The 22,857-nt window shown below is 38.3% G+C and carries 11 protein-coding genes; 10 read left to right on the top strand and 1 reads right to left on the bottom strand.

Annotated elements, in window-relative coordinates; translation table 11 throughout:
* Positions 1–746 precede the first annotated feature (746 nt).
* Positions 747–3,113: a nitrite reductase large subunit NirB gene (gene nirB, locus F4694_RS14685; RefSeq protein WP_179599197.1), complete on the top strand. Its 2,367-nt coding sequence runs from the start codon at positions 747–749 to the stop codon at positions 3,111–3,113.
* Between the two features lie 41 nt (positions 3,114–3,154).
* On the top strand, positions 3,155–5,305 hold the full coding sequence (gene nasC, locus F4694_RS14690; protein WP_179599199.1) for an assimilatory nitrate reductase catalytic subunit NasC: 2,151 nt from the start codon (positions 3,155–3,157) through the stop codon (positions 5,303–5,305).
* 77 nt (positions 5,306–5,382) lie between these two features.
* On the opposite strand, the gene F4694_RS14695 is transcribed toward nasC, so the two are convergent.
* A complete protein-coding gene (locus F4694_RS14695; protein ID WP_257029249.1) occupies positions 5,383–6,630 on the bottom strand; it encodes a helix-turn-helix domain-containing protein in 1,248 nt (415 codons plus the stop codon).
* A gap of 211 nt (positions 6,631–6,841) precedes the next feature.
* Here F4694_RS14695 and F4694_RS14700 point away from each other — a divergent pair, with 211 nt between their 5' ends.
* The 8 genes from F4694_RS14700 (at position 6,842) to F4694_RS14735 (ending at position 22,835) form a co-directional block, all read left to right on the top strand.
* Positions 6,842–9,136: a glycoside hydrolase family 3 C-terminal domain-containing protein gene (locus F4694_RS14700; protein ID WP_179599721.1), complete on the top strand. Its 2,295-nt coding sequence runs from the start codon at positions 6,842–6,844 to the stop codon at positions 9,134–9,136.
* Between the two features lie 126 nt (positions 9,137–9,262).
* On the top strand, positions 9,263–11,056 hold the full coding sequence (gene uidA / locus F4694_RS14705) for a beta-glucuronidase (RefSeq protein ID WP_179599203.1): 1,794 nt from the start codon (positions 9,263–9,265) through the stop codon (positions 11,054–11,056).
* A 144-nt stretch (positions 11,057–11,200) separates the two neighbouring features.
* On the top strand, positions 11,201–12,679 hold the full coding sequence (locus tag F4694_RS14710) for an MFS transporter (RefSeq protein ID WP_179599205.1): 1,479 nt from the start codon (positions 11,201–11,203) through the stop codon (positions 12,677–12,679).
* A 302-nt stretch (positions 12,680–12,981) separates the two neighbouring features.
* Positions 12,982–14,046, top strand: a complete 1,065-nt coding sequence (locus F4694_RS14715; protein ID WP_179599207.1) for a Wadjet anti-phage system protein JetD domain-containing protein — start codon at positions 12,982–12,984, stop codon at positions 14,044–14,046.
* Positions 14,037–15,548: a hypothetical protein gene (locus F4694_RS14720; protein ID WP_257029258.1), complete on the top strand. Its 1,512-nt coding sequence runs from the start codon at positions 14,037–14,039 to the stop codon at positions 15,546–15,548. The genes F4694_RS14715 and F4694_RS14720 overlap by 10 nt, the downstream gene beginning before the upstream one ends.
* Positions 15,548–16,294, top strand: a complete 747-nt coding sequence (locus F4694_RS14725; RefSeq protein ID WP_179599211.1) for a DUF6063 family protein — start codon at positions 15,548–15,550, stop codon at positions 16,292–16,294. Before F4694_RS14720 ends, F4694_RS14725 begins: the two co-directional genes overlap by 1 nt.
* Positions 16,272–20,735, top strand: a complete 4,464-nt coding sequence (locus F4694_RS14730) for a coiled-coil domain-containing protein (protein ID WP_179599213.1) — start codon at positions 16,272–16,274, stop codon at positions 20,733–20,735. The genes F4694_RS14725 and F4694_RS14730 overlap by 23 nt, the downstream gene beginning before the upstream one ends.
* Positions 20,736–21,089: 354 nt before the next feature.
* Complete coding sequence (locus F4694_RS14735; RefSeq protein WP_179599215.1) at positions 21,090–22,835, top strand: alkaline phosphatase D family protein; 1,746 nt, start codon at positions 21,090–21,092, stop codon at positions 22,833–22,835.
* Positions 22,836–22,857 lie beyond the last annotated feature (22 nt).

A 22,857-nucleotide genomic window follows, 5' to 3' on the forward strand; every position in this document is an offset into this window, starting at 1 on the left:
ATCCCCCTTATTGAGGACAAATCAATGGGAATCTTTGTGAGATTAGTCCTTAATCCCCCTTATTGAGGACAAATCAATGGGACTCTTAATGAGATTTGTCTTTAATCCTCCTTATTGAGGACAAATCCATTGAACTCTTAATGAGATTAGTCCTTAATCCCCCCTTATTGAGGACAAATCAATGGGACTCTTAATGAGATTAGTCCTTAATCCCCCTTATTGAGGACAAATCTATGAGACTCTCAACGAGATTAGTCCTTAATCGTCCTTATTGAGGACAAATCCATTGAACTCTTAATGAGATTAGTCCTTAATCCCCCTTATTGAGGACAAATCGATTGGACACTTAACGAGATTAGTCCTTAATCCCCCTAATTGAGGACAAATCCATTGAACTCTTAATGAGATTAGTCCTTAATCCCCCTTATTGAGGACAATTCAATGGGACTCTTAATGAGAAATCCCCCTTATTGGGGACAATCCTGTCCGAATACCGGTCTTATTCCAACAAAGTAACCCCTAAATAAGGGAACGAAGTCCAAATGCAGGTCTCGCAGGGGTGAAAACAGCAACAAACATTGCGAAAACATAGGATTTCTTAATACAATACAATCCCTACTTGTTTTCGCTGAGAGAAAACAAGTATGTAAGGAAATGTAACGTGTTTCATTTTTTTATTTTGACTTTATGTGATAATTGATGGCATTAAGTTTAATGTCAGATGAAATAACAGCTGGAGGTTTAAAATGGGTAAAAAAAAGCTGGTATTAGTTGGAAACGGGATGGCTGGAGTCCGCTGTATAGAGGAAATTTTAAAGCTTGATCCTACAGGTTTTGAGATTACTATTTTTGGAAGTGAACCCCACGTCAATTATAATCGAATTCTTTTATCCTCGATTTTACAGGGGAGCACTTCTTTTGGAGATATTACGCTGCATGATCGTGAATGGTATGAGCATCATCAAATAAATTTGTTTACGGGAGAAACAGTAATTGAAATTGATAAACATTTACAGGTTGTCGAGACGGATCAACATCGAATGGTTTCTTACGATTATCTGATTATCGCTACTGGCTCTGTCCCATTTTCACTTCCGATTCCAGGTACCGATAAACAGGGAGTGGTTACGTTCAGAACAATGGAAGATTGTCAGAAAATGATAGAGATTTCTAAAAAAAATAAAAAAGCAGTGGTGATTGGTGGAGGGGTATTGGGATTAGAGGCAGCAAAGGGCCTTCTTAATCTTGGGATGGATGTGAATGTTGTTCATATTGGCAGTTATTTAATGGAGAGGCAGTTAGATGAAACTGCTGCAAGAATGCTTCAAGAAGAATTGGAAAGTCAAGGAATGAAATTCCTATTCCAAAAAGAGACCAAGGAAATCGTTGGAGATATTGGTGCGAAAGGTGTTATTTTCAAAGATGGAACTAAAGTTGAAGCAAATTTGATTGTGATGGCTGCAGGTGTTAGACCGAATGTTCAACTCGCGCAAAATTCTGGAATTGAAACAAACCGTGCCATTCTAGTAAATGATTATATGGAGACGAGCGAAACGAACATTTACGCTGTTGGAGAATGTGTTGAGCATCGAGGAATGGTCTATGGCTTAGTACAGCCTCTGTATGAACAAGGTAAGGTATTAGCAAAACGGATTTGTGGTATAGAAGGTCAAGGCTACGAAGGAAGTGTCCTCTCCACCCAGCTGAAGATTTCAGGTATTGACCTGTTTTCAGTAGGAGCCATTCATGATAAGAATTCTTCAATCCAATCTATAAAGATTTATGATGAAGTTCAAAGGGTTTATAAAAAAGTAGTTTTTCAGGATCATAGGATTATCGGTGCTGTGTTGTTTGGTGATACAAAAGAACGAACCAAACTGCTCGATATGATTCTTAAACATCAGGATGTGTCCGATATATTTAAGGTTTCATTCTTTGCACAGGAGAAGGACGATGATTTTTCTATTGCTTCCATTCCCACCAGTAAGATTATTTGTAATTGCAATAGTGTGACGAAAGGAACTATACAGGAGGCTATCCAACGAAGAGGGTTAACTACTGTTGAGGAAATCAAAAAATGTACGAGAGCTTCAACCTCCTGCGGAGGATGTAAACCACTCGTGTCCGACCTATTGTCATATATACAGAATAATGAAGTAGAGAAAATCTCAGAAGAAAAGTCGTGTCTATGTTCTTGTACAACATTAAATGATGATGAAGTGGTTCAGGAGATAGAGAGGCAAGGATTAACAACCATACAGGAAGTTATGAAAGTCTTAGATTGGAAAAATAGTGAAGGCTGTTCTACTTGCCGTCCGGCGATTAACTATTATTTAGGGATGATCAATCCAGAGTATGAGAGTAGACAACAAGCCCTTTTTATTAACGAAAAAATGAATGCAGTGATTCAATCAAATGGGACTTATACACTTATCCCACAAATGTATGGAGGAATCACAAATCCTGAGCAATTAAAAAAAATAGCTCATGTAGCTGAAAAATATCAAATAGATAATGTCGCAATCACAAGTGACCAAAGAATTCATTTACTTGGTGTTAAAAAAGAAGATTTGTCTGATGTATGGGCAGAATTGAACATGCCCTTGAGTTCGACGCAGGCTAATGGTGTCCAAAACATTAAAACATGTATTGGGGAACATATTTGTTCATGTGATAAAAAATCATCTATTGAGCTTGCAATAAGCCTCGAAAAGCAATTAGAATTCCTGACTACCCCTTATCGGATCAAAATGGGCATATCCTCTTGCTTGCATAATGGTGCAGGGTCGACCACAAAAGATGTTGGGATCATTGGGGTTGACCGGGGCTGGGAAATTTATATCGGCGGAAGCAGCGGGAGGAATGTTCGCTCAGGTGAGTTATTATGTGTTGCGGCAACTACTGAGGAAGCGATGGAGTTAATCAGAGGATTTGTTCAATATTATCGTGAGACTGCTAATTACCTAGAGCGAACATGGCAATGGGTAGAAAGAGTCGGATTAGTTCATGTAAGGGAAGTTTTATTTGATGTTGAACTACGCCAGCAGCTGCTCGAGCATTTGGCAGAGGAGATTGCTTTACGAAAGAATTTAGTAGCGAAAAATGGCTTTTAAAAAGTTCATTATAATAATACGCAAAAAAGGGGGAGTGACTGTTGACGGAATTGTTATTGAAATATTTCCGCTCCAAGCAGCAGGAAGTTAAGTCAGAAAAAAGATATGATACACAATGTCCATTTTGCAGTATGCAATGTAAAATGCAGCTGCTAGAACAATCGATTGTTACCAGGAAAAAATATGTAACGATTGGAAAAAATAATCCTACTTCTGAGGGCCGATTGTGTATGAAGGGGATGAATGCCCATCAACATAGCTTTCATAACGAACGGTTGAAATATCCATTGCTTAAAAGAAATGGAGAGTTTGTCCGTGTTAGCTGGGAAGAGGCATTGGAACATATCAAAGTTAACTTTACAAGAATTCAAGCGGAAGATGGGCTGAATGCCTTATCTGTTTATGGGAGTGCGTCCATCACAAATGAAGAAGCTTATTTACTTGGGAAATTTGCTCGGCTCGCATTGAAAACGAGATATATCGATTATAACGGTCGGCTATGCATGTCAGCAGCGGCTTCTGCGGCCACTCAAACGTTTGGGGTCGACAGAGGATTTACCAATAGCCTGCAGGAAATTCCATATACTCAATGTATTATTCTTGCGGGGACGAATATCGCCGAATGTCAGCCTACAATCATGCCCTATTTTGAGAAAGCAAAGGAAAATGGTGCTTATATTATTGCCATTGACCCACGCGAAACAGCGACAACCAAAATGGCTGACTTGCATTTAAAAATCAAACCTGGAACAGATGCCGCTTTAGCAAACGGGCTGTTAAAGGTGATCATCGAGGAAAACTATGTTGATCATACATTTATAAATGAACGGGTTAAGAATTTTGAAGAAGTCAAACAACATCTATCATCTACGAATTTACTAGAAATTGAGGAAATAACAGGTGTTCCAAAAGAGCAAATTCAAAAAGCCGCTCGCAAGTTTGGAAAAGAAGAAACCGGAATGATTTTCACTGCAAGAGGGGTGGAGCAGCATACGGATGGATCAATAGCCGTTCGTAATTTCCTGAATATTCTTGTTTCGACTGGTAAAATTGGCAAGCAGAATTGTGGTTTTGGAGCCATTACAGGACAGGGTAATGGTCAGGGTGCAAGAGAACACGGACAAAAAGCAGACCAACTGCCAGGATACAGGTCAATCGAAAATGAAGAACACCGCACTTACATTGCGAGCGTTTGGGGCGTGGAAAAGGATGAAATACCTAGAAAAGGTGTTTCTGCATTTGAAATGATGGAAAAAATCAATGATGGTGAGATTACTGGAATGTTTTTAATGTGCTCGAACCCAGTTGTTTCTAATCCAAATGCACTATTTGTAAAAAAAGCATTACAAAAATTGAAATTCCTAGTAGCGGTAGATCTGTTTGTGTCTGAGACTGCGAAATTAGCAGATGTCATTTTACCAGCTTCCTCTTATTTAGAGGATGAAGGAACAATGACGAATGTGGAAGGAAGGGTGACTTTAAGGGAAGCTAGCTATCCTTGTCCGGGAGAAGTGAAACACGATTGGCAAATTATTTGCGAGGTAGCTCGTGTTCTTGGAAAAGGAGATTACTTTAACTTTTCATCCGCGGAAGATATCTTTAATGAATTACGTGTGGCTAGCCGTGGAGGAAAAGCGGATTATTACGGTATCACCTATGATCGTCTCCGGAAGGAAGAAGGGATCCTTTGGCCATGCCCGGGGCTTGAACATAAAGGGACAACTCGTTTGTTTGAAACTTCGTTTTCCCACCCTGATGGCAGAGCAGAGATGGTGGCAGTTCCAAATCGTCCAGACCCAGCTAAGGAACAGTTGAGTGTGGAGTATCCCCTCTATTTAACAACGGGAAGAGTGATGGCACACTATTTAACAGGTGTACAAACGAGAAAAAGTCCGGCATTGGCAGCTAGAAATGTAGAATCCTTTGTAGAAATTCACCCTGTTACGGCTAAAAAATACGGGATAGAAGATCGTTCCTTAGTAAGGATTGAGTCCAAAAGAGGTAGTATTGTTGTCAGGAGTATATGGTCGGAAACCATTCGTCAGGATACAGTCTTTGTTCCTTTTCATTGGGCCGACACACAAAATGTGAATCTATTAGTTTCACAAGATCTCGATCCTGTATGCAAAATGCCAGGATTTAAAATAAGTGCAGTAAAAGTAAGGTCTGTACTGGATTTAAATGCTCATTAATTAAGTAGAGTAAATAAATTGGATGGATAGTGGGGTAAAGATAATAGGATCTCGCCCCATTTTTTTGTTTTTATTATTTACTTACTTGATAATGATTGATTCTTATATTGTTTTGGAGTGATTCCTGTAAACTTTTTAAATGTCTTAGTAAAATGGCTTTGGTCATTATAATTTAATAGGGAAGATATTTTCAAAATTGAATAATCAGAAAATGTTAGTAAAGATTTTGCTTCATCTATTTTTGATCGCTGGATATATTCTGGGAGTGATACTCCAACCTCTTTTTTAAATAAGGAAGATAAATAATTTGGATGCATGTTATTCAATTCAGCAAGATTTACTATTGGTAAATGTTCATAAAGGTGGTTAAAAATATAATTTATGCAATGATTAATTGGCTTTGAGTATTTCGTTTGTCGATTTTTTCTAACTCGCTCGGCGAAATCACTTAATGCCTCTACCATATAATGTTCAACACTAGCACTATCATTAAGTTCCTCAATATTTTGTATATATAAATCACTAAGAGTATAGGCAGTCTCTTCCTGTAATCCACCTTCCATGGCGGCTCGTGTACCAAGAGTGATAACGGTGATGGCGAAGTTTTTCTTGTTCCGAAGCTGACTCTTTTTAGCCAAAATCCCGTATTGATTATCCTCATTTGTTAATTTCCAGTGTGTAATAAATTCTTCCTTTCGTCCCTCTTTAATAAATTGAAGTGCTCTTTTTTCATAAGTTAAATCGTGATGAAAAGACACATCTTGACGTCTTTTTGAGATACTTATCGACGGATCCTCAGTGGTCAATGAAATGCTTTCATTCGTTTTATTGTTTTCGATGATACCTGCAATGTCCAACTTTTGTTGATAGATCATGTAATACAAATGCATGCTCAGTTGGATAAATTTAAGATTTGAAATGACAGGAAGCGACTGGAAATAGTCTCGTAAAATCATCTCTTCTTCTTTTCCAATCCTCATTTTCCCTAATGCCTCTGATAGGATGGGAGTTAACATATCATCCGTAAACACAGAATTAATGGTTGGACCAACGATAACGTTTCCTCTAAATTCGTTCTGATCATAAATTCTGATCCCACAGAAACGTTCCATATACTCAGTAGTTTGAAAAACTGGAAATTCAAAAGGTTCATTCTCGTTAAAAAGCTGTACGAGCATCTGCTCTTTAGATGGATATAAAGGATTATGTCTAAAGGATGCACTGTATTCAAATACCAATTCTTTCTTTTCATTTATAAAAAAAACCGGTATATGAAACGAATCATATATCAGCTGGCAAATATAGCTTAAATCATTATAGTTCATATTCATTTTCTCCCCATTTTTATAAGAATGTATAAAGGTAATCGGTAAAAACAGAGTAATACCAAATATCTAAAAATAATAAATAGTAAAATTTTGTCTTTGAAATACACAAAAAATATTTGAAATGTACCATAATTATAAATCTTTATTCCCTATAATCAAGTCATGGAAAGCGTTTACGAAATAAACAATCCTTTTGGAGGTTATTATGATCAATCAAGATATAAAACAATTAATCTCACAAATGACCTTGGAAGAAAAAGCTGGTCTTTGTTCTGGATTAGATTTTTGGAATTTAAAAGGTATCGAAAGACTGGGAATACCCTCGATAATGGTAACCGATGGTCCGCATGGGCTCCGTAAACAAAAAATGGGAGCAGATCATTTAGGGCTGTTTGACAGTGTTCCTGCCACATGTTTCCCATCTGCAGCCGGTTTAGCTAGTACTTGGAATAAAGAGTTAATATATGAAGTTGGGGTTGCATTAGGAAAGGAATGCCAGGCAGAGGATGTGGCGGTACTTCTTGGTCCTGGAGCAAACATTAAGCGTTCACCCCTTTGTGGCAGAAACTTTGAATATTTTTCGGAAGATCCATTCCTTTCATCAGAAATGGCTGCGTCCCATATCAAGGGTGTTCAAGGTGAGGGGGTTGGGACATCACTTAAGCACTTCGCTGCAAATAATCAAGAACACCGAAGAATGTCAACTGATGCGATTGTGGATGAAAGGACGTTGCGGGAAATTTATTTGGCTAGCTTTGAAAACGCTATAAAGAAAGCGCAGCCATGGACTGTGATGTGCGCCTACAACAAGGTCAATGGAGATTTTGCATCAGAAAATAAAACGCTGTTAACGGATATCCTGCGAGATGAGTGGGGCTTTGAAGGATTTGTTGTTTCTGACTGGGGGGCGGTTAATGAACCTGTTGACGGATTAGTTGCCGGGTTAGACCTGGAAATGCCTTCAAGCAGTGGGATTGGTGAAAAGAAAATCATCGATGCTGTAAGAAATGGTCAGCTTTCAGAAGATAAACTAGATCAGGCAGTTGAAAGAATTCTACGTATTATCTTAATGGCAGTAGAAAACAAGAAAGAAAACGCTGACTATGATAAAGAACAACATCATAAGCTTGCAAGAAAAGCAGCAAGTGAAAGTATGGTTTTATTAAAGAATGAAGATAATATCCTGCCGTTAAAGAAAGAAGGAACCATATCGATTATTGGTTCATTTGCGAAAAAACCAAGATATCAAGGCGGTGGAAGCTCACACATTAACCCGACAAAGCTTGAAAATATCTATGAAGAAATAGAGAAAACAGCGGGTCAAAATGTGAACGTTTTATACGCGGAAGGTTATCATCTTGAAAAGGATTTAATCGATGATCAATTAATTGAAGAGGCAAAGAAAACGGCAGCAAAATCCGATGTTACCGTATTGTTTGTAGGTCTTCCTGACCGATATGAATCTGAAGGGTATGATAGAGAGCACCTGAATATACCGGAGAATCACCGTCTTTTAGTGGAAGCGGTTGCGGAAGTACAAAAGAATATAGTTGTTGTACTAAGTAATGGGGCACCGCTTGTTATGCCATGGCTTGATAAGGTGAAGGGGCTGCTGGAAGGTTACCTGGGAGGTCAGGCACTAGGAGGTGCCATTGCAGACATCCTATTCGGAGAGGTTAATCCAAGTGGAAAGCTAGCCGAAACTTTTCCAGTAAAATTAAGTGACAACCCTTCTTATCTCAACTTTCCAGGAGAGAGGGATAAAGTTGAGTATAAAGAAGGCATCTTTGTTGGTTATCGTTATTACGATACAAAACAGATTGAGCCGCTGTTTCCATTTGGATATGGTTTAAGCTATACAACCTTCGATTATAAAAACCTTGTAATTGATAAAAAAGAAATAAAAGATACAGAAACTGTCACAGTTACCGTAAATGTGAAAAATACAGGAAAAGTGCCTGGGAAAGAAATCATTCAGTTATATGTAAAAGATATAAAAAGCAGTGTAGTTCGTCCTGAAAAAGAATTAAAAGGCTTTGGAAAGGTTTCCTTACAGCCTGGGGAAGACAAAACTATTTCCTTTAAATTGGATAAACGCGCATTTGCATATTACAACACGGATTTGAAGGATTGGTATGTAGAATCAGGAGAATTTGAAATTTTGGTGGGGAAATCATCCAGAGAAATTGAACTAACAGAAAAAATTATGGTTCACTCTACTTCCCCAGTTTTCTTGGAGGTTCACCGAAATTCGACTGTCGGAGATCTTTTAACTGATCCAATTCTAGGTGAAAAAGCTAATGCTCTAATTAGAGAGCTAACAAAAGGAAGTCCATTATTTGATACTGGGTCAGATCACGGAGAGGGTGCAGAAATGATGGAAGCGATGTTAAAATACATGCCTTTGCGTGCTCTTATGAATTTTAGTGGTGGAGACATTACCGAAGACAAACTAACTGAATTTATTAAGGAACTTAATTCAACTAATTTTGTAAGCCATTAAAAGAAATGATTACTAAAAATTAAATCTTAGGTCTTTAACTTTTAAATGAAATGAACCACTTTTCATAATTTTATTAAACAAAGATTTTGGTTAGAGAAAAAACGAAGAAAAAGGGAGTAATCAAGAATGTTATACCCAATTATTACTGAAACTCGCAGTATCATCGACTTAAATGGTATCTGGAAATTTAAATTAGATAAAGGTGAAGGACTGCAGGAAAAATGGTATGAAAACGGATTAACAGACACGATCAGTATGGCTGTACCATCTTCCTTTAATGATATTGGAGTAAATGCCAGTATACGCGATCATGTTGGCTGGGTATGGTATGAGCGGGAATTTTCTGTCCCCGCCATCCTTCAATCTGAGCGTGTGGTTTTGCGATTCGGTTCCGCAACACATCTAGCTAAGGTTTTCGTAAATGGTGAACTTGTTGTCGAACATAAGGGCGGTTTTTTACCGTTCGAAGCAGAAATAAATAAGTTTTTACACAAAGGAAAAAATCGATTAACGGTTGCTGTCAACAATATTCTTGATTACTCAACTTTGCCTGTTGGCACAGTAATAGAAAAGGATGTTCCTGGAGTTGGCAAAGTAATACGCAATCAGCCGAATTTTGACTTCTTCAACTACGCTGGCTTGCACCGTCCAGTGAAAATATATACTACACCGACTACTTATGTTAAGGATGTAACCATTGTAACGGAAATAGATGGACAGGTTCACTATTCAATTGAGATAGCTGGCACTGCACAAGTAAAAGTAAAAGTAAAAGCTGTAGACGAATCTGGTGTTGTAGTAGGTGAGGCAGAAGGAGTTGCCGGCAAAATTAACATCCCCAATGTAAGACTATGGGAGCCATTAAATGCTTATTTATACACACTACAGGTTGAAGTGGAAAAGGATGAGGAATCTGTCGATATTTATGAACAGCCGTTTGGTGTTAGAACAGTAGAAGTAAAAGATGGTCAGTTCCTTATCAATAAAAAGCCATTCTACTTTAAAGGCTTTGGTAAACACGAAGATACACCGATTCATGGAAGAGGTTTTAATGAAGCTGCTAATGTTATGGATTTCAATCTGATGAAGTGGAGTGGGGCAAATTCATTCCGTACAGCCCATTACCCATATTCAGAAGAAATCATGCGCCTTGCTGACCGTGAGGGGTTTGTCATCATTGATGAAGTACCAGCAGTGGGTATGCACTTAAATATGTTAGTTGTGTTTCTCGGCGGAACTAAACGGGATACCTGGAAGGAGCTTAAAACATTTGAGCATCACCAACAGGTAATTAAGGAACTAATTTTACGTGATAAAAACCATCCTTCTGTGGTTCTGTGGAATATAGCTAATGAAGCTGCAACTGAAGAAAAGGGAGCATATGAATACTTTAAGCCCCTGGTTGAGCTGGCAAAAGAACTTGACCCACAAAAACGTCCTGTTACGATTGTGACTGAAATACAATCTTCACCAGAAAAGGATCAAGTAGCGGAATTACTGGATGTTCTTGCCTTTAACCGCTATTATGGCTGGTATGTTGATGGCGGGGACTTGGTCTCAGCTAAAGAAAAACTTCGCGCAGAATTGAATGGCTGGCTAAATCGCTGCCCTAATAAACCATTTATGATGACCGAGTATGGTGCTGATACGATAGCGGGCTTGCACGACGTAGAACCGGTTATGTTTACGGAAGAATATCAAGTAGAATTCTATAGAGCAAACCATGAAGTGTTTGATGAATTTAATCATTTCGTAGGCGAGCAGGTTTGGAACTTTGCTGATTTTGCAACGGGACAAGGAATTGTTCGTGTTCAAGGAAACAAAAAAGGTATTTTTACCCGCGACAGGAAACCAAAATATGCTGCACACGAGTTACGCAGACGTTGGACAAAAATACCGGACTTTGGTTATAAAGGTTAAGAACATAAGGGGTTTTACAATGTCAAAGGGGTGACTAAGTCATCACTTTGGCATTGTAAATATTCATAAAGGATTTTCGCTAAGGGGAATTTATTTTTTATCTTTTTAAATGATAGCGGTTTATTTCTAAAGGGGGTAATGATTATGTCAAATTCAGCAAGTAATAATGTGGAAATATCTAATAAAGCAAAACTATGGCAAATAGCCTTTTTTACCCTAAACAACACATCAACTAATCTTCATGCGTTTATCCTAGCGTTTGTCACTTATTATGCTACAGGGATTGCAGGACTTGCTGTTATGATAATCAGTTCGGTTTTAATGGCAGCACGACTATTTGATGGGGTAATTGATCCTGCCATTGGATATATCATTGATAAAACAGAGTCTAAGTTTGGTAAGTATACGCCATTAATTGTATTGGGAAATATAATTTCGGCTGGTACAATCATTATTATTTATACTGTAACGCATATGTTACCAGAATCGATGCAGTTTATTTTCTTTACCGCTATGTTAATTATTAATAAAATTGGTTATTCATTACAAGCAAGCGTTACAAAAGCAGGTCAAACGGTATTAACTAATCATCCAAAGCAGCGACCGCTTTATGCCATTTTTGATAGTATTTATAACATTGGAGTTTTCACGGGCGGGCAAATTTTTGTTTCAAACTCTCTAATTGCTAAGCACGGTAATTTTACTTTACCTTTATTTATGGAATTGAATAGTTATGGGCTTATTGTTTCAGGTATATGTGCTGTACTTGCTATCGCAGGTATATGGTCAAGAGATAAGAAGGAATTCTATGGATTAGCAGAGGAAGGAACAAAGACAACTTTACGAGAGTACTGGGGTGTTATTAAAGGTAACAGGCCATTACAAATGCTTTCCATTTCAGCTTCATTTGATAAACTAGCGATGGGTATTGCTCGTTATAATGTAGTAGGTGTTATGTTTTTTGGGATTTTACTAGGTGATTATACGCTAAGTGGTACCGTTGGTATGATAACAATTGTACCAACTCTATTAATTACATTTTATGTTGTTAATATTGCAAGAAAGACTGGGTTAAAAAAATCATATGTAACTTCTGCGTGGATCGGAATACTTTCCTTTGCAGCCTTAATTGCTTTATTTTTGCTTATTGATAATCCATCAGCAATCTCACTTAAGGATATTGGATTTACGACTATCTTATTCTTAGTTTTATATTCAATAGCAATAGGGTTTGCAAATATTCCAACAACACTAGTCGTTCCTATGATCGCAGATGTTTCAGACTATGAAACACATAAATCAGGACGTTATGTACCAGGTATGCTGGGAACGATTTTCTCTTTTATTGATTCACTCGTTTCATCTTTAGCACCTACCATTGTAGGAGCAGTTGTCGCAATTATTGGCTACAAAACGAAATTCCCTGAAGTTGGGGATGCCTTAACAACACCATTGTTTGTGACAACTTTAGTCTTAGCGTTTGGAATACCAGCTCTTTGCTTAATAGTATCGATTACAGCTATGAGGTTCTATAACCTTGATGCGAAGAGAATGGAAGAGATTCAAAAGGGAATTGCACAAAAGAAAGCAAAAGTTAAAAAAGATGAAATTGCAGCAAGCTAAAAATGAAAACGGTTTTTCTCCTAGAAATTAAATATTTCTGGGAGTTTTTTGTATTTTAACAACGTGCTTCATACTAACACCTCGAAGGAGCGTCCCTTTCCGAAAATCAGAATTTCCCGACCGATACTCCAGTCCTTAGTGAGATTGACAAAGTTTTATTTATTCTTATACAGCCGAGTCATTATATTAAGAAAATTTCATTTACCAACCATACTACAACTAGTTTATAATAAAAGGATGTCCTAATTGGATAACAGGAGTAGATTTCTATGAAGTTAGACAGATTTAAGTAGGTGATTATAATGGACATCATTGAAACAAGGGTGAGAGGTTTTATTGCTGATATTCAACACCCTAAACAGAAAAAGAAGATTAATATTAACGATTTAGAAATTCAGTTGCGCAGGCTTATGGATGATTATTTTGAAATGGATGGTTATTCATTGTTTTACCGTGCGATTGAAACCTTACAAATTGAGGGGCAACTTATCCCTATTCAAAATAATCAATATAATGGCAGAACACCAGCCTTACCTTTATATTACTGGGTTAATATAAAAGTTCAAAGTGCCAAATGGGATCGTTTGGCGATGATGAAATTAAGTGATCAGTTTGATTTTTCCTATTATGAACGACATCCCGAATGGCAGACGAAAGACGAATGGGATCGCATTCAAAATGTATATACATTTTTGCAAACTAGTCAGGAACGAGAAATCGTGTCCGTCGAGGAAAGAAGCCTAGAGCTCTTTGGACATGAAAAATTCTTACTAGACGATGAAAGCTTTCCTGAAGGAAAAGGTTTTTTTACTAGAATAGGAGTATCAGAGGACCAGCTAAAAATGGTGAACTACGGTGAACCATTTGTATTTTGGATGAAACAGGGAAAAGAAATAAATGATATTCAGCGGGTACTGATTGTCGAGAATCTATCTTTCTTTCATACATCTATTAAGCTATTGGAAGCTAATCAACTAGATTATGAACCTGAACTAATTATTTATGGAGAAGGAACGAAAATAGAACGGAGCTTTTCCTTTTTCTTTCGAATGTTTCCTGCCAAAAACTATCTCTTCTACTACGCTGGTGATTTGGATGCCGCGGGATACGGAATCCTCATTCGGCTTATGGAAAAATATTCGGATTGCTGCATTCAGCCAGCCTTAAAAATTTATCGCAAAATGCTAGAATGTCTAGAACAAAGGAACGACCAAAAGCAAGGCCAAACACAAAATCTCAAATACCGTGACGCCTTCTTTCAATGGTTTACCGAAGAGGAGCAAAACCTTCTTTCGCAATTATGGCAGGATAATAAACGGATCCCGCAGGAAGTCTTAACAATTGAAACATGGAGGAGATGGATGTGAACGAATCATGGGAAGGATTTGGCAAGCGAATGCAGCAATTAAATCCACTGTTTGAGCTTGGCAGGGGAATGGAAGTAGGGGAACTGAAACCTCATATCCAAACCATTCTCATGCAAGTGCTCCTCACCATCTTTTATCGAGAGTTAAATGATGATGATCATCGCCGTAAGTCAGATATCAAGTATATGGTGGAAGATTCTATTAAACAAATGAAGCTTTTAGCTGATGATAAACAAATTGAGCGAATTACAAGCGGACTATTATATCAGGGAAAAGAAGAGTATAGTAAACCATTCGAAGCTTTATATTACGATGAAATACGACAATCCTGGGAGACACAGGTCTTTCGATATGTAACCATGGATGAATTATATACGAATTTAGAGATGGGCGGATCGATAGTTTATAAACTGACAGATGTCGCTCAAGAAATGATTTTTATGAGCAGGGAAATGGCTGAAGAATTTTCCATTACAATTGAACAACTCTATAGTATGCAGTTGATTAAAAACGGTAATTTTAGAAAAGCTACTCGAAACCTCGATCACCTCATTTCACGCGTAAACCGCTTAATGGCGAATGAATTCTCTTTCCAAAAGGAAATGATCAACAATCCCAAAATCTTATTGATCGAAGAAGAATGGCAAAGGGCCGACAATCGAGTTGAAATTGAAAAGCAATTTGAAGAAGAGAAAATTCACTTCCGTACGATTACTAGTATGATAGAAAAGACAAAACGTAGAAATGAAGAGGATGATTATATACAGAAAGAATTGATTCTTCTCCAGGAAAAAATTGGCCATACAAGGCAGTTGCATGATCGGTTTGCGAAGTTAGTGATTCAAAATATTTCTTATGAGATCAAATTAAAAGCGGAAGACCCTTCATTGTTTTGGGAAAACAGTCTCGTTTCATTTCGAGAGCATATTTATGAAAATTGGGTAATGAAGGAAGGCGTTCAGGGTTTCTCCGTCATAGAAAAAGTGCTTTCTCCTTTATTCTCACCGAAGAATGAATTTATCTTGCCGCTTGATTGGATTTGGGGTGAGCAAGAACTCAATGAAAAACAAGTAACCGACGCGATTATTGAAGAAGAGCCAGAAGAAAGTATTACTCGACTGCGGGTAACGAACTGGGATTCTGTTATTAAAGCATGGAGTTATGTATTTCAGTTTTTACAAACAAACGGTGAGTTTTCATTAAAGGATTTAAAAGAGCTGCCATTAGAAGTGCAGGATTTATGGTTTGAAGAATCTGAAACGATCGATTTGTGGATGATGTTCGATAAAAAGCCGCTGAAGGTCCAGGTGCTCCATCGAAAGGAAGAAACCTTAACCGATGAGAGGGAAATTCTTCTTTATAAGTTAATGAAGGAATATCCACAATTTGAGATGTTTGAAGGCCTAAAGATTTATACCATCTTTGACCATCGGGCAGAACCATTTCTATGGTATCAAATGAAGATCACCCCTTTTAAAATATGTGTAGAGGAGAATAAGTGATGAATGCAGAAACAATCAAAAAAGCATCAGCTGTCTATTTTACTCTATTAAAAGAAAAAGTAATTGATGAAAATAGTGAACACTTCCAAACCTATTTTGATCCGGAAGTAAGACAGACAGTACTTTTATTAGCAGACGAATCCGGTACATATATCATTGAAGCACCTAAACGTATTCATTTAGTGGTTCAGCCAACTGGTTCGGTCTTTGCAACGAATTTTACCCACTTGAAAGATAAGCATAAGCAAGTTGAAACGAAAAAACATTTTCATCTTATAAGCATCATCATTATGTCTTTTTTAGCGGCCATCGACCGCAACCAGGCGACAAAAATCCGAACGAAGCGGGAAGGAATTAGCTTCTATGCTTTAGAACGCCAAGTGAATGATCTCATCATTAAATGGGAGAGCATACTCAAACATCAACCAACCTTCGGAGAAGAAGAGCGAATTGATATGAAGGAAGTGGTGACCACATGGAAATACATGGAGGTCGATAGTGACGATTTTGGGTTAAAGAAGGGCAATAAACGAACCAGAATCGGTTTAATTGCCGGCGCTATGCGCTTATTGGAGACAGAGGGGCTTATCGTCATATTGGATCGGGACGATATCGCAAAGGTTATTCCTAAGAATGAGCTTTTTGAGCGGATTGAATATTTGTATCACGATTACGACCGTTATGAACTTTTTAAAAAGTTAATGACAGCTGAGGAGGATGAGCATGCCGAAAATCCATCGAATTAGAATTGTCGGCCTGAAGTATGATGGCATGCAAAAGCAATATAAAGATACCACGTTTAATTTTCATAATGATGAAACATCAACTAATGGTCTGATAGCGATGATGAATGGCGGCGGAAAAGGTGTGTTCCTTCAGACCATTTTCCAAATTCTTAAACCCGGAACCTCTTGGGGAAAGCAAAACAATCGTTATTATCAGCAGTTCTTTTTTAATAATAAAGAGCAGTTTATACCCTATACCTTTCATGTTCTCATTCAGTGGGAATTGGACGGAGCGGACCGCCGCCATTTGATAACCGGAGGAATGTTTTCAGCTGAGCAACGGATTTCGATGAGTGAAGAAAACGAAAATAAAACATTGGAACAGGAAGCTAAGATTCTCCCTAATATAACCTTTTATACAAGAGAATTTGAACGGAAGGAAGAGGCAGCGCTTGAGCATATTCCGCTTTATGAAAATGGTGAGGCTGCTGATACCGAAAGCTTGAAAGACTATTTAAAATGGAATGGATATGACGTTTACCGAGATACGAAGAAGCACTATCGCATCCTTGATACATACGGCATTAACCGTAAAGACTGGGATATTATGAAGGACATTAACAAGGATGAAGGCGGTGTTGGGAAATACTTCGAGGGAGCTGAGGATGATCATTCCCTGTTCCAAAGACGAATCATCCCGACTGTGAGTCAGGTGTTACATCGAACCGAACATCAAAAAAACGATCTTGTGGAGATTTTTAAGAGTCAGGCAAGTATTGCGAAGGACCTGCCTGTACTTTTGAAAAGAGAGCAAGCCCATAAAGAGTTTTTAGAAGACATTGTCCCATTTGAAGAGCACTTAGCTAAAGGGGTAGAACATAAAGAAATTGTGCTGGCCAGTATCCAGACAGGCAAACAGCTTCTTGGTGCGTTAGAGCATTTAAAGCAAACAGAAGAGGAAGGTTTGCTTGCTATACAGAAAGACATAGAGAAACTAATCCTAAAGCAGGCCGATTTACGTTATCAAAAGGATAATTTAGAGTTTGCAAAAGCTCACAGAGAGGTCATGGATTGGGAAAAGAAATTAGTCGAAGAAAAGGAAAAACATACTTCCCTGCAAGGGATTGTTAAAGAGAAACTGGAACGAAAAGAACAGCTTGCCTTTCAAGCTTTATTAAAAGAATGGAATGAAAACGAGCAAAGTATTCGTTCACTTTCTCAGCAGATTGCAACATTGGAACAAAACAGCGGTTTAGAGCAAGTGAATCAAAGAATGGATGAAATTAAACAAGTAGCAAGATCGCAATGGGAGCATTCCTTCTTATCGATACAAGAAGGGATTAAGCAGTATTTAGGGTATCAAAAGTTTTTATCTAAAAAAGCAAAGGAACTGTCTCAGCAAGATAAACAGAAGACAAAAGACATTGCACAGCTTAGTACTGAAATTGATTTTCTATATACGCAAATGCATAACTTTGATTCAAAGGAAGCAGCACTCATCAAAGAATTTGGTGACCGCTTAACCTATGACTTAAAGGGATTGACGGAGAGTTTCTTGAAACAAATTGAAGATAAAAAAGCAACATTAGTAGATCTGCAAACAAAAGATAAGGAGTCGAGTGAAAAGCAAAACAAGTTAGCCACTTCACACGGAACGCTCGTCCAATCGATTCAGTTTTCAGAAGAAAAACTTGAGGAGTTAAATCTAGCAAATGAAAAGCAAAGAGAGAAAGAAGCAAAGCTATTAGATAAGCTTCATGGTTTATTAGATGATGTCACAGCACCATTTGCTCACTCACTCTTATCGAAGTATTCAATACAAATAGAAGAAATATTGAGCAATAACCGCCAACAAGCGGAACAAATGAAAAAAGAACTTTGGGAAACACAACTCGATCATTCCTTAAACGATGAGCCCTTTTGGATTGCCAATAAAGATGTAAAGGAATTAAAGGACTGGATTGATGAGAAAACTGGAATTGATGTCTTTTTTGGTACTCAATTTCTGCAATCATTAAGTCCCGAAGAACTCGCAAATACATTAAACACCTATCCACTTCTCCCGTATGGTTTGGTCGTAAGCGGTCAGCAATGGCAAAAAATAAACCAGCAGGTTCTTTCAGGAAGAATGTTTAAAAGCCCTGTTCCGATTTTCTTGCGTGAAGAAATGAACAATGAACAGCACAAGCCATCCTTTGTCATCATCAACGGAACAGAGAAAGAGCTATTAACCGATAAAAATCAATTTACCAGCTGGAAAATAAACATTGCTAAACAAATAGAAGACAAGAAAGATATACTATCTGAAATTGAAAAAACAGAAACGTCCCTGCGTCGTATTTTGAAAGAAATCGATCGTTTTTCATCCAGTGAGCTTTCTAGCGATTTCGAAAAGACTATTGTTCAGGAACAAAACACTCTCCTTTCTCTCAAAACGAAACTACAGGAAATTAAGACACAAGAAGAAAAGGAAAGAGAATTACAACTTGAGTTAAAACAACAGCTAGAAAAGACAAACCGGAAGATAGAAAAACTTACAAAAGATGTAGAGAAATTAGAAGGTTTTGATCAAGAAAAAACACTGCATCAAGAAAACAAGCGGGTGAAACTCGAAAAAGAAAAACAGAAGGATGCCTTAGATTCTCAGCAGCAAGAAATAGGCAAAGAGCACCAGCATACCGTTGAACTGCAAAACCAGTGGAATCAAACATACTTGGAATGGAAACTTACAACCGAACAAAATATTAAGGAGATTTCTTTATTTATAGAAGAAGCTGTTTTTCCTGCTGAACAAAAAGCAGATCAAAGTGAAGAGGTCCCTAAGCTTTCAACACATTTATTACAAGAATTAAACGGAAGTATTGAAGAGTTAAAACAACTGCAAAAATCAAAGGAAGAACAAGCAAGAGAATTACTCGTTCTTCAAGCAAGAAAAGAAACAGAACAAAAGCAGCAGAAGAAATTAGAGAAAAAACTCCATGCTCATGATGAGGATTGGAAAAATGCAGCTGAACCAGAGGAACCAATCAGTATTTTAGAAAACATGCTGCAAAATGCTCAGAAGGAAGCGAAGACCGCAGAAAAAGAAGAACGTGAACAAGGAACGGCGGTAACTGTTGCGGAAACCTCCTTAAAGCATGCAATTGAACAACGTGAAAAATTAGGAAAAAAAGTAGAAAAGCATGAAAAACAGCCAGAAGCCTGGGAAGACCTTGACTTAGAAGTTAAAGAAGTAGAAATAAAAGACCAGACGAAAGTAACGAAAGAGGAAGTAAAGAAGGCTGAGAAAGTTCAAAAAGTAACAGAAACGAATATTGCAGGTTATGAAGGGGATTTGTTAACACTTTCTGTTATCCTAAAAGAGGAAGCAGCCGTATTTACGAATGATGATGTAGAAAAAATTAAGAGTCAAGGAAAAGCATGTATCTTGTCCTGGTGTGAAGAACATCAAGGTATTCAAGAAGAAGGTCAAGAAAAGCATGCGAAAATTGACCAATCATTGCGCAATTTAAAGCTTACGATTGAAGGTAAAGATTGGGAGATTCGTTTTAAAAATGAAGTATTAACCACACTAGACCATTTGGACACAAGGCATTATACGCATATCCAAAGCATTGTTAAAAATATGAAGCGTTTTTCACAAAGTGGATTGGAGCAATTGGAACGCGATAAGGAAAGGGCAGAGAAGGCGCAAAACTTCTGGGCTAGCCGTGCCAGCATGAAAGTGATGAGCATTTCAGAGGCGATTCGTTCGATGGTGGCGAAAATGAAGTTGAAAAATGAACGAGGATCTTTTCCGCTCGTCCAGCTGAAAGAAGATATTTTACCTAAAAAGCCTGAAGATATCGAACCACTGCTGAAGCAGCATTTTGTTTCTGCGATTAACAAAATTACGAAACAATTTGATATGATTGACGATCATAACCGGGCTTTAGACGAAGAAATCAAACAGCTGATCAGTGATGAGCAAATATTATTTGTATCACTCCGAAATCGATATCCTGAACTGCTTGTCTATAACATGCGAACGGATAATGCCTTTATGTACGGGAAGCCGCAAAGAGAGCATTATTCCACCTGGCAGACGATTAATCAAGGATCTAAAACGAAATCGGATGGCAGTGGAGGACAAAAGTTATCCGCCAGAATGGTCATGATGATGATGTTATTATCGGTTAAAAGCGAAACCGATCAAAGCTGGGTTCCGTTAGTCTGTGATAATCCGTTCGGACAAGCGGCATCGGTACATGTCCTTGATCCGATCTTCGCCGTAGCGGAAAAACTGAAATTCCAATTTATCGTGGTTACTCCGCCGGAACTAGTTAAAACGGAAATCAGCCAACGATTTGATGCCTATTATAAATTGGACTTCATTCGTGAAAAAGGAAAAGAAATTGTTTCCGACACAATTGTTCCAGCATTTCGGATTTACCAGGGAGAGGAAGTTGCTCAGGTAAAATAACACAATGGTAAATCGAGAGAACTAAACGAAACAATCTCACTTTCTGTATGGAAGGTGGGATTTTTTTGGTGTAAGGGGGAACGAAGATGATAGTTTGTAAGTTTTTTATGAAAATAATATTAAGAAAAACAGGTGAAATAAGCTATAAAAAAACGATAGAATTTGCCGTTGATTGGAAGAAATCACAATTATTGTTGTATTTTTAATTCTTATCTAAATTAAAAGGCCTATTATATATGAACCATCTATCGGAAATCATACTTTTCTTCTATTTACAATCTTCATAATATTTTAACGAATTCTAGTTATAATCAAAGCCGTAGTAGAAATATGTAATGTGAGAGGGGAAAGATTATGACAAATTTGGATGAAATGATTAGGAAGTTTAACGAACAAAATTTGAAAAAGAATTTAGACCGCCGCAGCTTTCTTCATGGAGCCGGCAAGATCGCTGGGCTATCCCTTGGGCTGACCATTGCTCAATCATTGGGAGGATTTAAAGTAGATGCGGCTCCGAATTTCAGTGATTATCCTTTTACGCTTGGTGTTGCTTCCGGCGACCCGCTGTCAGACAGTGTCGTACTTTGGACAAGGTTGGCTCCGGATCCATTAAATGGTGGAGGCATGCCTGCTCACGTCGTTCCCGTTAATTGGGAGCTTTCAACAGATGAAAACTTCCGCAACGTAATCAAACGAGGAACAGAGCATGCTTCTCCTAATCTCGCACATTCTGTCCATGTAGAAGTGAGCGGCTTGCAGGCAAATACCGTTTATTTCTACCGCTTCAAAACCGGAAATGAACTAAGTCCTGTTGGAAAAACAAAAACCTTACCGGCAGCAGGTGCCAGCGTAGCAAGCATGACGTTCGCATTTGCTTCCTGTCAGCAGTATGAACACGGCTATTTTACTGCGTACAAGCATATGGCGAAAGAGGATCTAGATCTTGTATTCCACCTCGGTGATTACATATATGAATACGGAACGAACGAGTATCTTTCACCAACGGGCAATGTCCGTGCACACAAAGGCGATGAAATTATCACGATTGAAGATTACCGCAATCGTCATGCTCAATATCGTTCAGATGAACACCTAAGGGCTGCACACGCTGCATTCCCATGGATTGTTACTTGGGATGATCATGAAGTGGAAAACAATTATGCAAATGTCATTCCAGAAAAAGGCCAGTCTGTTGAGGCGTTTATCAAGCGCCGTGCAGCTGCGTACCAGGCTTATTACGAGCATATGCCACTCCGGAGGTCGTCATTGCCTCACGATGGCGGCATGCAATTATACCGGGATTTTACATATGGTGATTTGGCCAACTTCTATGTACTTGATACACGTCAGTACCGAGATGACCAGGCAAATGGGGATGGATCAAAAGCTCATACACCAGAATCCTTGGATCCAAAACGCACTCTTCTTGGGACAGAGCAAGAAAAATGGCTGCTGGGTAATCTAGGAAACTCAAAATCTCATTGGAACGTCCTTGCGCAACAGATTTTCTTTGCACAGCGTAAATCAGGAAGCATCACAGCACCCAAATTCAGTATGGATTCATGGGATGGATATCCGGCCGCGCGTCAGCGTATTACCGATTTTGTTGCTGGCAATAACATCAACAATGTTATCGTTCTTACTGGAGATGTTCATGCAAGCTGGGCTTCTAACCTAACGACAGATTACAACAATCCAGAATCTCCGATTTTTGGAGCAGAATTTGTTGGAACATCGATTACTTCGGGTGGAGACGGATCAGATTGGCGTGCAGATACGGCCAAATCTTTAGCTGATAACCCGCATATTAAATTTTTTAATAATTACCGCGGTTACGTTCGCTGCCGGGTCACTCCTGAACAATGGCGTGCAGATTACCGTGTCGTCCCATTTGTAACTGAGCAGGGTGCAGATATTTCAACAAGAGCGTCATTTGTTTTTGAGAAAGATCAGCAAGGGCTCAAAGAAATTGCAGCAACCACAGTGCCTATGGGTGTCCAAATGTCGAATGAAGTGGAAGAAGACCGCCACCGTGCCCACTCCCGCGCGCACGAAAAGCAAATGGAGAAAAAGCGCAAACGAGAAGCCATTACGAATTAATTTTATGGACAGTAAAAGAACT

This window comes from Neobacillus driksii (genome assembly GCF_013409995.1).
GTDB classification, from domain to species: Bacteria; Bacillota; Bacilli; order Bacillales; family Cytobacillaceae; genus Neobacillus; species Neobacillus driksii.

Excerpts from the sequence above, each read along its gene's own strand:
- nirB (WP_179599197.1), top strand. The coding sequence starts at position 747 with ATGGGTAAAAAAAAGCTGGTATTAGTTGGAAACGGGATGGCTGGAGTC.
- F4694_RS14695 (WP_257029249.1), bottom strand. The coding sequence starts at position 6,630 with ATGAACTATAATGATTTAAGCTATATTTGCCAGCTGATATATGATTCG.
- uidA (WP_179599203.1), top strand. The coding sequence starts at position 9,263 with ATGTTATACCCAATTATTACTGAAACTCGCAGTATCATCGACTTAAAT.
- F4694_RS14710 (WP_179599205.1), top strand. The coding sequence starts at position 11,201 with ATGTCAAATTCAGCAAGTAATAATGTGGAAATATCTAATAAAGCAAAA.
- F4694_RS14715 (WP_179599207.1), top strand. The coding sequence starts at position 12,982 with ATGGACATCATTGAAACAAGGGTGAGAGGTTTTATTGCTGATATTCAA.
- F4694_RS14720 (WP_257029258.1), top strand. The coding sequence starts at position 14,037 with ATGGATGTGAACGAATCATGGGAAGGATTTGGCAAGCGAATGCAGCAA.
- F4694_RS14725 (WP_179599211.1), top strand. The coding sequence starts at position 15,548 with ATGAATGCAGAAACAATCAAAAAAGCATCAGCTGTCTATTTTACTCTA.
- F4694_RS14730 (WP_179599213.1), top strand. The coding sequence starts at position 16,272 with ATGCCGAAAATCCATCGAATTAGAATTGTCGGCCTGAAGTATGATGGC.
- F4694_RS14735 (WP_179599215.1), top strand. The coding sequence starts at position 21,090 with ATGACAAATTTGGATGAAATGATTAGGAAGTTTAACGAACAAAATTTG.